Annotated in this window: 11 protein-coding genes and 1 pseudogene; 2 read left to right on the forward strand and 10 right to left on the reverse strand. The window is 74.6% G+C overall.

What is annotated here, in order from left to right; translation table 11 throughout:
• Position 1: 1 nt before the first annotated feature.
• The 8 genes from mug to AC0B9F_RS33470 form a co-directional block, all read right to left on the reverse strand.
• Positions 2 to 547, reverse strand: coding sequence for a G/U mismatch-specific DNA glycosylase (gene mug / locus AC0B9F_RS33435; protein ID WP_472008911.1), 546 nt, complete (start codon positions 545 to 547; stop codon positions 2 to 4).
• 14 nt (positions 548 to 561) lie between these two features.
• Positions 562 to 2004: an adenylosuccinate lyase gene (gene purB, locus AC0B9F_RS33440; RefSeq protein ID WP_472008913.1), complete on the reverse strand. Its 1443-nt coding sequence runs from the start codon at positions 2002 to 2004 to the stop codon at positions 562 to 564.
• 517 nt (positions 2005 to 2521) lie between these two features.
• On the reverse strand, positions 2522 to 3313 hold the full coding sequence (locus AC0B9F_RS33445) for an SGNH/GDSL hydrolase family protein (protein ID WP_472008915.1): 792 nt from the start codon (positions 3311 to 3313) through the stop codon (positions 2522 to 2524).
• A gap of 154 nt (positions 3314 to 3467) precedes the next feature.
• Positions 3468 to 4481, reverse strand: a complete 1014-nt coding sequence (locus tag AC0B9F_RS33450) for a hemolysin family protein (RefSeq protein ID WP_472008917.1) — start codon at positions 4479 to 4481, stop codon at positions 3468 to 3470.
• Positions 4478 to 5821, reverse strand: coding sequence for a hemolysin family protein (locus tag AC0B9F_RS33455; RefSeq protein ID WP_472008919.1), 1344 nt, complete (start codon positions 5819 to 5821; stop codon positions 4478 to 4480). Before AC0B9F_RS33455 ends, AC0B9F_RS33450 begins: the two co-directional genes overlap by 4 nt.
• Positions 5822 to 5964: 143 nt before the next feature.
• A complete protein-coding gene (locus AC0B9F_RS33460; RefSeq protein ID WP_472008921.1) occupies positions 5965 to 6390 on the reverse strand; it encodes a GNAT family N-acetyltransferase in 426 nt (141 codons plus the stop codon).
• 79 nt (positions 6391 to 6469) lie between these two features.
• Positions 6470 to 9037 carry an ABC transporter permease gene (locus AC0B9F_RS33465; RefSeq protein ID WP_472008923.1) on the reverse strand — a complete coding sequence of 856 codons (2568 nt, stop codon included), beginning with the start codon at positions 9035 to 9037 and terminating at the stop codon, positions 6470 to 6472.
• Positions 9038 to 9040: 3 nt separating this feature from the next.
• Positions 9041 to 9874 carry an ABC transporter ATP-binding protein gene (locus AC0B9F_RS33470; protein WP_472008925.1) on the reverse strand — a complete coding sequence of 278 codons (834 nt, stop codon included), beginning with the start codon at positions 9872 to 9874 and terminating at the stop codon, positions 9041 to 9043.
• A gap of 152 nt (positions 9875 to 10026) precedes the next feature.
• On the opposite strand from AC0B9F_RS33470, the pseudogene AC0B9F_RS33475 reads away from it, so the two are divergent.
• Both AC0B9F_RS33475 and AC0B9F_RS33480 read left to right on the forward strand, forming a co-directional pair.
• Positions 10027 to 10257 (forward strand): annotated as a pseudogene (locus tag AC0B9F_RS33475) (toxin-antitoxin system HicB family antitoxin); the annotation flags it as partial.
• A 99-nt stretch (positions 10258 to 10356) separates the two neighbouring features.
• Complete coding sequence (locus AC0B9F_RS33480; RefSeq protein WP_472008968.1) at positions 10357 to 10734, forward strand: fic family toxin-antitoxin system, toxin component; 378 nt, start codon at positions 10357 to 10359, stop codon at positions 10732 to 10734.
• A gap of 1 nt (position 10735) precedes the next feature.
• Here the strand turns inward: AC0B9F_RS33480 and AC0B9F_RS33485 are convergent, their stop codons facing one another.
• Both AC0B9F_RS33485 and bioD read right to left on the reverse strand, forming a co-directional pair.
• Positions 10736 to 11416, reverse strand: coding sequence for a class I SAM-dependent methyltransferase (locus AC0B9F_RS33485; RefSeq protein ID WP_472008927.1), 681 nt, complete (start codon positions 11414 to 11416; stop codon positions 10736 to 10738).
• A 1306-nt stretch (positions 11417 to 12722) separates the two neighbouring features.
• On the reverse strand, positions 12723 to 13439 hold the full coding sequence (gene bioD / locus AC0B9F_RS33490; protein ID WP_472008929.1) for a dethiobiotin synthase: 717 nt from the start codon (positions 13437 to 13439) through the stop codon (positions 12723 to 12725).

Genomic DNA, 13439 nt, shown 5'->3' on the forward strand with positions numbered 1-13439 from the left:
GCTACTCCTCGGCGGCCCGCCGCAGCCGGGCGTACTCCTCGGCCATGGTCGCAACGGTCCAGTGCGCGTTCAGGCCGCTCGGGTTGGGCAGCACCCACACGCGGGTGTCCCCGATCGTGCCGTCCTGCGGTCCCACCTGTGCGGTGCGGTCCGCGAAGGCGGCCCGGTAGGCGGTGACGCCGACGACGGCCAGCCAGCGCGGCCGCAGCCGCTCGACCTTGGCTCTCAGCAGCAGGCCGCCCTCCCGGTACTCCCCGGCGCCGAGTTCGTCGGCGCGGGCCGTCGGCCGGGCGACCACGTTGGTGATGCCGAGCCCGTACTGCGGCAGTTCCTGCTGCTCGGCGGGGGTGAGCAGCCGGGGCGTGAAGCCGGACAGGTGCAGGACGGGCCAGAAGCGGTTGCCGGGACGGGCGAAGTGATGGCCCGTCGCGGCGGACATCAACCCGGGGTTGATGCCGCAGAACAGCACGCGGAGGCCGTCCGTGACGACGTCCGGCACCGGACGGTCGCGGGCGGCCTCCAGCTCCGCCTGGGTGAAACGGGGCATCGTGCGACGCGGGGTCAGAGGATCGCGCCGGGAGTGTAGCCCGCGGCCTCGGGGTGCTGCTTGACGATCTCCTCGACACGGCCGACGACCGTGGCGACCTGGTCGGCGGCGGCGCCGGTGAACGACAGCTTGTCCGCCATCAGTGCCGCGAGCTGCTCACGGTCGAGCGGGAGGCGCTCGTCGGCGGCGAACTTGTCCAGCAGGTCGTTGCGCTCGGCACCCTGCTCGCGCATCGCCAGGGCGGTGGCGACCGCGTTCTCCTTGATCGCCTCGTGCGCCATCTCCCGGCCGACGCCCGCGCGCACCGCGCCCATCAGCACCTTGGTGGTGGCGAGGAACGGCAGGTAGCGGTCCAGCTCACGGGCCACGACCGCCGGGAAGGCGCCGAACTCGTCCAGGACCGTCAGGAAGGTCTCCAGCAGGCCGTCCAGCGCGAAGAACGCGTCCGGCAGCGCGACGCGGCGCACCACGGAGCACGACACGTCGCCCTCGTTCCACTGGTCGCCGGCCAGCTCGCCGGTCATGGAGGCGTAGCCGCGCAGGATGACCATGAGGCCGTTGACGCGCTCGCAGGAGCGGGTGTTCATCTTGTGCGGCATGGCGGAGGAGCCGACCTGGCCCGGCTTGAAGCCCTCGGTGACCAGCTCGTGGCCGGCCATCAGGCGGATCGTCTTGGCCAGCGAGGACGGCGCGGCGGCCAGCTGCACCAGCGCGGTGACGACCTCGTAGTCCAGCGAGCGCGGGTAGACCTGGCCGACGGAGGTGAAGGCCTGCGCGAAGCCGAGGTGCCCGGCGATCCGGTTCTCCAGGTCGGCGAGCTTCGCGGTGTCACCGCCGAGCAGGTCGAGCATGTCCTGCGCGGTGCCCACCGGGCCCTTGATGCCGCGCAGCGGGTAGCGGCCGAGCAGCTCCTCGATGCGGCCGTAGGCGACGAGCAGCTCGTCGGCGGCGGTCGCGAAGCGCTTGCCGAGGGTGGTGGCCTGGGCGGCGACGTTGTGGGAGCGGCCGGCCATGACCAGCTCGCCGTACTCGCCCGCGAGCTTGCCGAGACGTGCCAGCACCGCCACCGTGCGGTCGCGCACCAGCTCCAGCGAGAGCCGGATCTGCAGCTGCTCGACGTTCTCGGTGAGGTCGCGGGAGGTCATGCCCTTGTGCACGTGCTCGTGCCCGGCGAGGTCGTTGAACTCCTCGATGCGGGCCTTCACGTCGTGCCGCGTGACCTTCTCGCGCTCGGCGATGGAGGCCAGGTCGACGGTGTCGAGGACACGCTCGTAGTCGGCGATCGCCGCGTCCGGAACCTCGATCCCGAGGTCCTTCTGGGCGCGCAGCACGGCGAGCCAGAGCTGACGCTCCAGTTTCACCTTCTGCTCGGGCGACCAGAGCGTGGCGAGCTCGGCGGAGGCGTAGCGTCCGGCGAGGACGTTGGGGATACGGGGCTTGGCGGGCGCAGAAGTCACGTGACCAGATTCTACTGGCGATTCCTGCAGGCCAGCCCCGCGGTGCCGATCAGCGGAACCTACGAGACGCCGGTCACGCCCGCGCGCGGCACGACGGGCCCTCCCACCCCGGCCGACGGATGCCACGGGCGACGGACGGCCGCGGGCAGGTCAGAGGGGGCAGGGGGGCGCCCGGAACCCGGGGGCCGGAGTGGTTGCCCCGGGCCCGGGCGGTGGCCCGATCCCGCCGTGTGGCCTCAGGCGCCCTCGGTGCCGGAGCCGGACGGCACCCTCGAGCGCCGGGCGCGGTGGCCGACCCAAGAAGGGGCGCGGGGAACTGCGCGACCAGCCCCCACCGGGCCCGCACCCGGAACACCATCGCACGCGGCAGGCGAACGCCGTGGCGACCCGGCCTGGACCCCGTCACGGTGCCGGGCGGGGCGGCCCCGGGGCGGCGGCGCCGCAGGGAACCCGGCCTGGGCGCGGACACTCGGTCGGCCCAGCTCGGCGGCCCGGCGACCGGCGTCCCGCCCCGTCCTCAGTTCGGCGGAGCCGCCCGCTCGTCGTACGGCAGCAGATCCGGGCGCTTCGGTGGGCGGCCGTCGCCCGAGGAGCGGCCGGTGAGGCGGCGGCCTATCCAGGGGAGCAGGTGCTGCCGGGTGAAGCGGGCGTCGGCGACGCGGCGGGCGATCCAGTTCGGCGGGAGCGCGGTGGGCAGCGGGGCGTGCCAGTCGGGGTCCTCCGCCTCGTGGCCGAGGGTCTGCCACACGGCCTCCGCGACCCGCCGGTGCCCCTCGGGGGTCAGATGCAGGCGGTCGACGTCCCACATCCGCGGGTCGCCCAGCCCGGGCGCCCCGTACAGGTCGGCCACCAGTGCGCCGTGCCGCGCGGCCAGGTCGTCGACGCAGGCGAAGAGTTCCTCCATGCGCGGCCGGAAGCGCTCCAGGACCGGGCCCTGGCGGCCGGGGCTGCGCATCAGGACGAGCTGCTTGCAGGACGGCGCCAGGGTCTCCACGGCCTCCGTCAGCAGCCCCTTGACCCGGCCCATGTCGCACTTGGGCCGCAGCGTGTCGTTGAGGCCGCCGACCAGGGTGATCACATCGGCGCCCATCGCGGCCGCCACCGGCACCTGCTCCTCGACGATCTGCGCGATGAGCTTGCCGCGCACGGCCAGGTTGGCGTACCGGAAGCCGGGCGTGCGGGCGGCCATCCGGGCCGCGAGGAGGTCGGCCCAGCCGCGGTAGGAGCCGTCCGGCAGCAGGTCCGACATGCCTTCGGTGAAGGAGTCGCCGACGGCGACCAGGCTGGTGTAGGCGGGGTTCGTGTCCATGGCGTCAGCGATGGTAACCCGCGCGGCATACCCAGCGGTCGGTCGCCCTCGGCTCCAGGGAGGACGCCCAGGCGGCGGCACCGAACGCGCCCGTGGCGGCACCTGCGCGAGGCCGGATGCGGCGCCGACGTACGCGCCGCATCCGGGCGGGCCGTCAGGCCCGTTGCCCGAACAGCTCCCGCAGCACGTCCTCCATCGTCACCAGCCCGGCCAGCCGGCCGTCCCCGCCCAGCACCGCCGCCAGATGGGTCCGGCTGCCCCGCATCGCGGTGAGCACGTCGTCCAGCGGCGTCGTCTCCCGCACCCGCGCGATGGACCGCATGTCCCGCAACCGGAACGGCAGATCCCGCGGCGTGGCGTCCAGCGCGTCCTTGACGTGCAGATAGCCGACGATCCGCCGTCCCTCGTCCACCACCGGGAAGCGGGAGAACCCGGACTCGGCCGACAACCGCTCCAGCTGTTCCGGTGTGACGCCCACGCGCGCGTAGACGACCTGCTCCAGCGGCAGCACCACGTCGCGCACCGGGCGGCGGCCCAGCTCCAGCGCGTCGTGCAGCCGCTCCGTGGCGCGGTCGTCCAGCAGACCGGCCTCGCCGGCGTCCTTGACGATCTGCGCCAGCTCGGCGTCCGAGAAGCTGGCCGTCACCTCGTCCCTGGTCTCGACCCGCATCAGCTTCAGCAGCGCGTTCGCGAAGGCGTTGACCGCGAAGATCACCGGCCTCAGGGCCCGCGCGACCGCCACCAGCGGCGGCCCGAGCACGAGTGCGCTGCGCACCGGTTCCGCGAGCGCGATGTTCTTCGGCACCATCTCACCGAGCAGCATGTGCAGATACGTCGCGAGGGCCAGCGCGATCACGAAGGACACCGCGTGCCCGGCGCTCTGCGGCACGCCCACCGCGTGGAACACCGGCTCCAGCAGATGCGCGATCGCCGGTTCGGCGACCACACCCAGCACCAGCGTGCACAGCGTGATGCCGAGCTGCGCGGCGGCCATCAGCGCCGAGACGTGCTGGAGCCCCCACAGCACGCTGCGCGCCCGCCGGTCACCGGCCTCCGCGTGCGGTTCGACCTGCGAGCGCCGCACCGAGATCAGGGCGAACTCGGCGCCGACGAAGAAGGCGTTGACGACGAGCGTCGCCAGGCCGATCAGCAACTGCACCGCGGTCACCGCGGCACCCCCTTCTCGCCGTGCGGCTGCTCGTCGTCCAGCGGCGCGTGCAGCAGTACCCGCGCCGCCCGGCGCCCGGAGGCGTCCACCACGTCCATCCGCCACCCGGCGACGTGCAGGACGTCACCGACGGCCGGTATGCGGCCCAGCCCGGCGGCGACGAGCCCGGCCAGCGTCTCGTACGGCCCGTCCGGCGCCTTCAGGCCCACCCGGGTCAGCCGGTCGATCCGGGCGGCGCCGTCGGCGGAGTACAGCGCGCGGCCGTCCTCGTCGGTGCCGGCCGGGGCCAGGTCGGGCGTCTCGTGCGGGTCGTGCTCGTCGCGGACCTCGCCGACGACCTCCTCGACGATGTCCTCCAGCGTCGCCACGCCCGCCGTACCGCCGTACTCGTCGATGACCACGGCCATCGTCCGCCTGCCGGACAGCCGGTCCAGCAGCCGGTCCACGGTCAGCGACTCCGGGACCAGCAGCGGCTCGCGCATCAGTTCCGACACCGGCACCCGCGCGCGCCGGTCGGCCGGGACGGCCAGCACGTCCTTGACGTGCGCGGTGCCGACGACCGTGTCGAGGCTGCCGCGGTAGACCGGGAAGCGGGACAGGCCCGTCGCCCGGGTCGCGTTCGCCACGTCCTGGCAGGTCGCCTGCGCGTCCAGGGCGATGACCTGCACGCGCGGGGTCATGACGTTCTCCGCGGTGAGGTCGGCGAGGTTGAGGGTGCGCACGAACAGCTCGGCGGTGTCCGGTTCCAGGGCGCCCGCCTTGGCGGAGTGCCGGGCCAGCGCGGCCAGCTCCTGCGGGCCGCGGGCGGAGGCCAGCTCCTCGGCCGGCTCGATGCCGAAGCGGCGCACCACGCGGTTGGCGGTGTTGTTCAGATGGGTGATGAAGGGCCGGAACGCGGCGCTGAACAAGCGCTGCGGGGTGCCCACCCGCTTGGCCATGGCCAGCGGCGCGGAGATCGCCCAGTTCTTGGGCACCAGCTCGCCGACGACCATCAGGAACACCGTGGACAGGGCCGTGCCGACCACGAGCGCGACCGAGCTCGCCGCGCTCCGGGACAGGCCGAGCGCCTGCATCGGACCCGCGAGCAGCTTGGCGACCGAGGGCTCGGCGAGCATGCCGACGACCAGGTTCGTGACCGTGATGCCGAGCTGGGCCCCGGACAGCTGGAAGGTGAGGTTCCGTACGGCCTTCAGCGCGCCCGCGGCACCCCGCTCGCCGCGCTCCACGGCCCGCTCCAGCTCGCTGCGTTCGACCGTGGTCAGCGAGAACTCGGCCGCCACGAAGGCGCCGCAGGCGAGCGACAGCAGCACGGCCACGAGCAGCAGAAGCACTTCGATCATCGGGTCACCTCCGTCCCATCGTCGGACAGGGCAGGGAGGATCGCGCGATGTCGGCTACTGGGGGGCTCGCCCATGGGCGGACGCTCACAACCTTTCATGGAGGACCGAGTGATCCACCAATAGTAAAGGATGGGCAAAAAGGCTCAGGAGGGGAGTGGCTTGACCCAGCGCCGCCAGTGCTCCTCCGGCCCGTACCCGGCTGCGCCCCACACGCGATGGGCTCTCTCGTTGCGCACCAGCACCATCGCGTCCGCGCGCCGCCCGCCCAGCGCCGTGAACCGTTCCTCGGCCGCCGCCAGCAGCGCGGAACCGATGCCGCGGCGCCGCAGCTCGGGGTGGACGGCGAGCCGGTACAGATGGCAACGCCAGCCGTCGAAGCCCGCGATCACCGTGCCGGCCAGCTCGCCGCCCTGCTCGGCCAGGATCAGCGCCTCGGGGTCGCGGGCGATCAGCCGCTCCACCCCGTCCCGGTCGTCGCTGATGCTCGTTCCCTCGGCCGCCGTCTTCCAGAAGGCCAGCACGGTGTCCAGGTCGTCGGGCGCCGCCGCCCGTATCCGTAGATCAGACATGTGGTGATCACATCAGGTCGGGCCCTCGCCGACCCGGAATTCCAGCATCCGGACCGGCACCGGTCGCACACCCTGGAACTCACTCGTGCGCGATCGCCGCCAGCACGTTCATCCGTGAGGCACGCAACGCCGGGAGCAGCGCCGCGACGACCCCGACCACCGCCGAACCGATCACCACCGCGACGATCGTCGACCACGGCACGGCCAGCGCCTTCAGGCCCTGCAACGCCAGCACCCGCTGCATGCACAGCCCCCACACCAGACCCAGCCCGAGCCCCAGCACCGCACCGAACACCGCGATGACCACCGACTCCAGGCGGATCATCCGCCGCAGCTGACGCCGGCTCAGCCCGATCGCCCGCAGCAGGCCGATCTCCCGGGTGCGCTCCACCACCGACAGCGCCAGCGTGTTCACCACACCGAGCACCGCGATGACGATCGCCAGACCGAGCAGCGCGTACACGAGGTACAGCAGCACCGCGATCTGGTCGTGCACCAGCTTCTTGTAGTCGGCCTGGTTGCGCACCTGTACCTGTGGATACGCCGCCAGCGACCGCTCCAGCCGGGAGCGCAGCACGTCGGGCGCCGTCTTGGGTGCGGCGTTGACATAGAGCGCCGCGTCCTGCCCGCCGGGCACGTACCGCTCCACCGTCCCGATGCCGAGGAACAGTCCGCCGCTCATCCCGAACCCCTCGGCGGCCTGCTGTTCGGTGAGCGCGCCGACCCGCAGCCGCGCGCTGCGTCCGCCCGGGAACTCCACCGGCAGCACACCGCCCAGCCGGACTCCGTGGTCGCGCGCGAAGCCGGCGTCCATGCCGATGCCGCCCGGGGCCAGCGCGCCCGCCGTGCCGCCCGCGGCGTACGTCAGGTGCGCGACGTCGTCGAGCCGCGAGTCGTAGCCCGAAGCCGTCGAGACGACGCGCCGGCCGTCCGGCAGCCGCACGGCGACCGGCGCGAACCGCTGCCGGACCACCAGGCCCACGCCCTTCGTGGCCCGCACCTGGGCCGTGACGTCCTTGGAGAACGCCGCGTACCGGCCGCTCTGCACCACGAAGTCGGCGCCGAGCGTCTTGTCGATCCGCTCGTCGAACGAGCGCGACATCGAGGCGCTCGCCACCGACAGCCCGCCGACCAGGGCGAGCCCGACCATCAGAGCGGCCGCCGTCGCCCCTGTCCGCCGCGGATTGCGCAGGGCGTTGCGCTGGCTCATCCGGCCTACGGAACCGAACAGGGCCGGGAAAGCCGCGCCGAGGACCCGGATCACCGGACGCACCAGCAGCGGACCGGCGACGACGGTCCCGATCAGGGTGAGGACCACACCGAGCCCGAGCAGCGAGGCCGCCGTCGCCGTACGGGACGACGCGGCGCAGCCCGCGAGCGCCGCCACGCCCAGCGCGCCCACCACCGCCCCCGCGATCGCGCGCGCCTTCAGCGGCCGGCCCACCCCGGCGACCTCGGCGTCCTGCAGCGCCGCCATCGGGGAGACGGTGGCGGCCCGCCGGGCCGGTAGATACGCGGCGACGAACGTGACGCCCACCCCGACGGCGTAGGCCGTCACCGGGGTCACCCAGCCGACGGCCAGCTCGGCCGTCGTCAGATGCATCCCGAACGCCGCCATGAGGTGGATCAGCCCCACCGCGAGCCCGATCCCGGCCGCCAGGCCCAGCGTGGAGCCGACCAGCCCGAGCAGGAGGGCCTCGGTGAGCACCGAGCGGCGCACCTGCCGCCGGTCGGCTCCCAGCGCGCGCAGCAGCCCCAGTTCGCGGGTGCGCTGGGCGATCAGCATCGAGAAGGTGTTGACGATCAGGAAGACGCCCACGAGCACGGCGACGCCGGCGAAGCCCACCATGACGTACTTGATGACCTTCAGGAACGTGCCGAGCTGCTGCGCCACCGACTTCGCCTGCTCACCGGCCGTCTTCAGGGTGTACGGGCCCGCGCCGAGCGCCGCCGACACCTGACGCTTGAGCACGGTGTCACGCACGCCCGGGGCCGCCGTGACGGAGATCGTTGTGGCGCGGTCGGCGGAGCCCAGCAACAGCCGGGCCGCGTGCGCGGGGTCGAGGTACAGCAGGGCCGAACCGGGGTTGGTCGTGGTGAACGTGGCGATGCCGGCCACGCGGACCGTGAAGGTGCCCGGCTGGGCCAGCACGGTGAGCGTGTCGCCGATCCGCACGTGCCTCCTGCCCGCGGTGTCGGCGTCCAGCAGCGCCTCGTGCACACCGTGCGGGGCGTGCCCGGAGGTCAGCCGGACCGGGCTGCGGTCGGTGAGGCGCCAGTCCCGCGCGATGGTGGGCGCGCCGGTGGTCGGGCTCACGGACCGGTGCCGGCTGTCGACGACGGTGATGTTCTGCACGCTCACGTCCGCGTGCGCCGAGGCGGCCCCGGGTGCCTTCGCGGCGCGGGCGGCGAGCGAGGCCGGCAGGGTCTGCACGGCGCCGCTGGGCCCGGAGGTGCGCAGGTCCTCCTTCGGCGCCACGGTGACGTCGGCGGCGGTGGAGGCGAAGAGCCGGTCGAAGGTGTGGGTGACCGTGTCGGAGAAGATCAGGCTGCCCGCGACGAACGCGACGGACAGCACGACCGCCAGCGCGGACAGCAGCAGGCGGCCCTTGTGGGCGAGGAAGCTGCGCAGGGTCGCGCGGAGCACGCGTCAGCCCTCCTCGACGGGAAGGGCGGCGCTGCCTGCCTGGGCGCCGCTGCCGGCCTGGGCGCGCAGCACGTCGAACCGTTTCATGCGTTCGAGCACCGCCTCCGCCGTCGGATGCTCCATCCGGTCCACGATCCGCCCGTCGGCGAGGAAGAGCACCACGTCGGAGTGGGCGGCCGCGCCCGGGTCGTGGGTGACCATGACGACCGTCTGGCCGAGGGAGTCGACGGCCTCCCGCAGGAACCCCAGCACCTCCAGGCCGGCCCGCGAGTCCAGGTTCCCGGTCGGCTCGTCCGCGAAGATCAGCTCCGGCCGGGACACCAGCGCCCGCGCGCACGCGACGCGCTGCTGCTGGCCGCCGGAGAGCTGGGCCGGGCGGTGGCTGAGCCGGTCGCGCAGGCCGAGGGTGTCCACGACGCGGTCCAGCCACTGCCGGTCGGGCCGCCGGCCCGCGATGTCCATCGGCAGGGTGATGTTCTCCAGCGCGTTCAGCGTCGGGATCAGGTTGAACGACTGGAACATGAACCCGATCCGGTCCCGCCGCAGCCGGGTCAGCTCCCGCTCCCGCAGGCCCGTGATCTCGGTGCCGCCGAGCCACACCTGGCCGGCCGAGACGGTGTCGAGTCCCGCCAGGCAGTGCATCAGCGTGGACTTGCCCGAGCCCGAGGGCCCCATCACCGCCGTGAAACGGCCCCGGGCGATGTCCACGTCCACCGCGTCCAGGGCTAGCACGGCCGCCTCGCCGTGGCCGTACGCCTTGGTCAGCCCGCGGGCGCGGGCAGCGGTCGTGTCGGCGGGGGCGGAGCCGGGCGGGTGCTCCGTAGCGGTTCTGGACACGAATGCCTCCTCGTGGCGGCCCGGGACCCGCGACGGTACGGCCCGGGCGGTCGTCCCAGGCCGAGCGTAGTGTGACCCGGCGCACACGCGGTACACGTGCGGCCATCCGCGCGCCCTTGCCGCGGCCGGCGCATCGGCGCCGGCGTCGAGGTGTGGCGAAGACCCAGCTGAACGTGCGCGTGGACGAGGACACCGCCCGCGCCGCCCGGGAGCGGGCGCCGGCCCGCGGGATGAGCGTCAACCGCTGCGTCGAGGAACTGGTCCGGCAGGACGCCGGTGAGGCGGGGCACACCTTCGTCGAGGCGGCCGCCGACGTCATGAAGAGCTACGCGCCGGTCTTCGCCGAGGAGTTCGGCGCGGATGGGGAGGGGGCGCGGGAAGGTCCGGGAGGGCGCGCGGGACGGCGCCCGGGAAGACCGCCGCTGATCCGTCCGAGGGCAACAGCCGCAGGTCGAGTGCGCTCGGCGTAGATCCGCATGCCGTTGAGCAGCCTCCGTATCGATCTCGCCCGGCTGCTGATGCTCGCCGAGCAGCAGACGCCGGGAGATCCCCGGGTCACCGACCGGGGCGCGCTGGTCGCCGCCGTCGCCCGCCATCAAGCCGAGATCTTCGACGTGCCCGTCTACGACGACACTGCGTACGACCGCGCCGCCGCCCTGCTGTACCTGCTGATCCACGTGCCCGCGCTGGATCGCTCCAACGCGCTGTTCGCCTCCGCCGTGGCCTACGCCTACCTGGTCGCGAGCGGGCTGAAGGTCGTCACCTCGCCCGAGCAGGTGCGCGAACTGGCCCGGCTGGTCAAGAGCGGCGAGGTCTCCGTCGACGACATCGCGCGCGAACCGCGGCAGTGGAGCGCGTGAGTCACTCCACCGGCCGCCAGGCGGTGCCCAGCACGCAGTACGACGGGGGCAGCCGCGGGCCCTTCTCCGGCATCAGCACCTGCCGGTACGGTCCGAGTTCGAACCCGGCCGCGCGCAGGGCGGCCACCGGGTCGCGCGCGACATGACAGCCGCCGTTCAGCGCCGGCCACACCGTGCGGTCCAGGGCCCGCTGGGTGAACCTCATCGCCGTACCGCCGCCGGCGCCGTGCTCGAAGAACCGCACCATCCCGCCCGGGCGCAGCACCCGCCGCACCTCCGCCAGCGCCCGCGGCACATCCCGCACGCTGCACAGCACCAGCGAGACCACCGCCGCGTCGAAGGCCTCGCTCTTGACTGGCAGCGCCTCCGCGGTGCCCGGCGCCACGTCGACCGGCACCTCGGCGCGCAGGGCCGCCTCCCGCGCCAGCTGCCGCAGGGTGCGCTCCGGTTCGATGGCGACGACCTCCGCGACCGCCGGCGGGTAGTGCGCGAAGTTCAGCCCGTTGCCCGCGCCGACCTCGATCACCCGCCCCGACAGCCCGGCCAGCAGCCGCCCGCGGATCCCGGCCATGCCGGCCCGGGACTCCATGGCGACGCTCACACGGGCGTAGTAGCGGGCGAACAGCGGATGGTGGACGGCGTCCGGCGGCACCTTGCCGGAGCCGGTGGCTCGCGCTGGCATGGGAGACCTCCTCGGCAGGACGGGCCTTACGCCGATTCTCCCCCGCACCGGGCGGAGCCACCCCTTCCGCCACCGACCGCACCGAGCGCGCGGGGAAATGGCCTCGCGCCGGTCACAGACGATCGCACACCCCGGCCCATGCCGTCGGCTGTACGTCCCTGACCTGCGGCACACCCGGCACGTGGACCGATGCGAGGCGGACCGGGGCCGCCGGACTGCGCCGCGCGCCGTCAGGTGGCCGCGAACATCCCCCTGCCGCGCCGGGAACTCGCGCCCAGAGCGCCTCCTGGGCCCGCGCCCCGGACCTCGCTTCTGCCCGGGCCGCGTGCTGGCAGCTGGCCGGGTCGTGCCCGCGCCGGTAGTCCGCTCGGGCCCGAGCCGGGGGCCGCGGCAGCCGCTCGGTGGTGTGCCTGCGCCGGAAGCCCGCTCGTGTCCGGGCCGCGAGTCCGCAGCCCGGCCGGGTCGTGCCCGCGCCGCGAGCCCACCCGTGCCCGCGCCGCAAGCCCATCCGCGCCCGCGCGCGGGCCCGCAGCCCGGCCCGGGCATGACTGAGTGGCGAGCCCGCAGCCGGCCGGGGCGTGCCCGCGCCGCGAGCCCACCTGTGTCCGGGCCGCGTGCCGGCAGCCGCTTGGAGGCATGCCTGCGCCGGAAGTCCGCTCGTGTCCGGGCCGGGGGTCGGTAGCCGCTCGGTGGTGTGCCTGCGCCGGAAGCCCGCGCGTGCCCGAGCCGCAAGCCCACCCGCTCCCCCGCGTGAGCCCGCAGACCGGCCCGGGCATGACCGAGCGGCGAGCCCGCAGCCGACCGGGGCGTGCCCGGGCCACACCCAGCGCGCCCGCGCCGCGAGTCCGCAGCCCGGCCCGAGCGTGCCCGCGCCGCCAGCCACACGTGCCCGAGCCGCAAGCTCACCCGCGCCCGCGTGCGAGCCCGCAGCCCGGTCTGGGCATGACCGAGCGGCGAGCCCGCAGCCGGCCGGGTCGTGCCCGGGCCACAAACCCAGCGCGCCCGCGCCGCGAGTCCGCAGCCCGGCCCGAGCGTGCCCGCGCCGCCAGCCACCCGTGCCCGAGCCGCAAGCCCACCCGCGCCCGCGCGTGAGCCCGCAGTCCGGTCCGGGCAGGACCGAGCGGCGAGCCCGCAGCCGGCCGGGTCGTGCCCGAGCCGCAAACCCACTCGCGCCCGCGCCGCACGTCCGCAGCCAGGCCCGGGCGTGCCCGCGCCGCAAACCCACCCGTGCCCGCGCCGCGAGCCCTCCCGGGCCCGCGCCGCGAGCCCACCCGGGTCCGCGCCGCGAACCCGCTGCCCGCACCCGTCAGGGCGCCTCGCGGGCCCGGAACGCCTCCGCGTCCCACGTGCCGTCCAGGCGGGGGGCCAGCCAGCCGGGGGCCGCCGTGCGGAAGTCGGCCGGGGACAGCGCGCCCGAGCCCTCCGGCAGGGCGCCCAGCAGCGGGGCGCCGGCCACGACCGGCATGTCCTCCAGGTTGCAGCGCATGGCCAGGTCCGGGGTGCCCGGCCAGCTGCCGATCACCAGGCCGAGCAGCTCCACGTCCCGTCGCCGCAGTTCCCGCGCGCTCAGTTCCGTGATGTTCAGCGTGCCGAGCGCGGGAGAGGCCACGAGCAGTACCGGCGCCCGCAGCAGCGCCGCCGCGTCCGCGAGCGTGCCGCCCGCCGCGTCGAACCGCACCAGCAGCCCGCCCGCGCCCTCCACCAGCACCAGATCGTGCTCAGCGGCCAGCTTCGCGGCCGCCTCGGCGATGTCCTGCGGATGCACCGGCGCCCGCCCGGCCCGCCGCGCGGCGGTGGCCGGCGCCAACGGCTCCGGATAGCGGGCGACTTCGGCCACCGTCACCGCGCCCGCGAGGTGCGCCACCTCGTCGGCGTCCCCGCGCTCGCCGGGGCCCACCCCGGTCTGCGCGGCCTTCAGCACGGCCACCGAGCGGCCGGCCGCGAGCGCCGCGGTCGCCACCGCAGCGGTCGCGACCGTCTTGCCGACGTCCGTGTTCGTGCCCGTGATCACCAGTACCGGCAT

The organism is Streptomyces sp. NPDC097129, assembly GCF_055668065.1.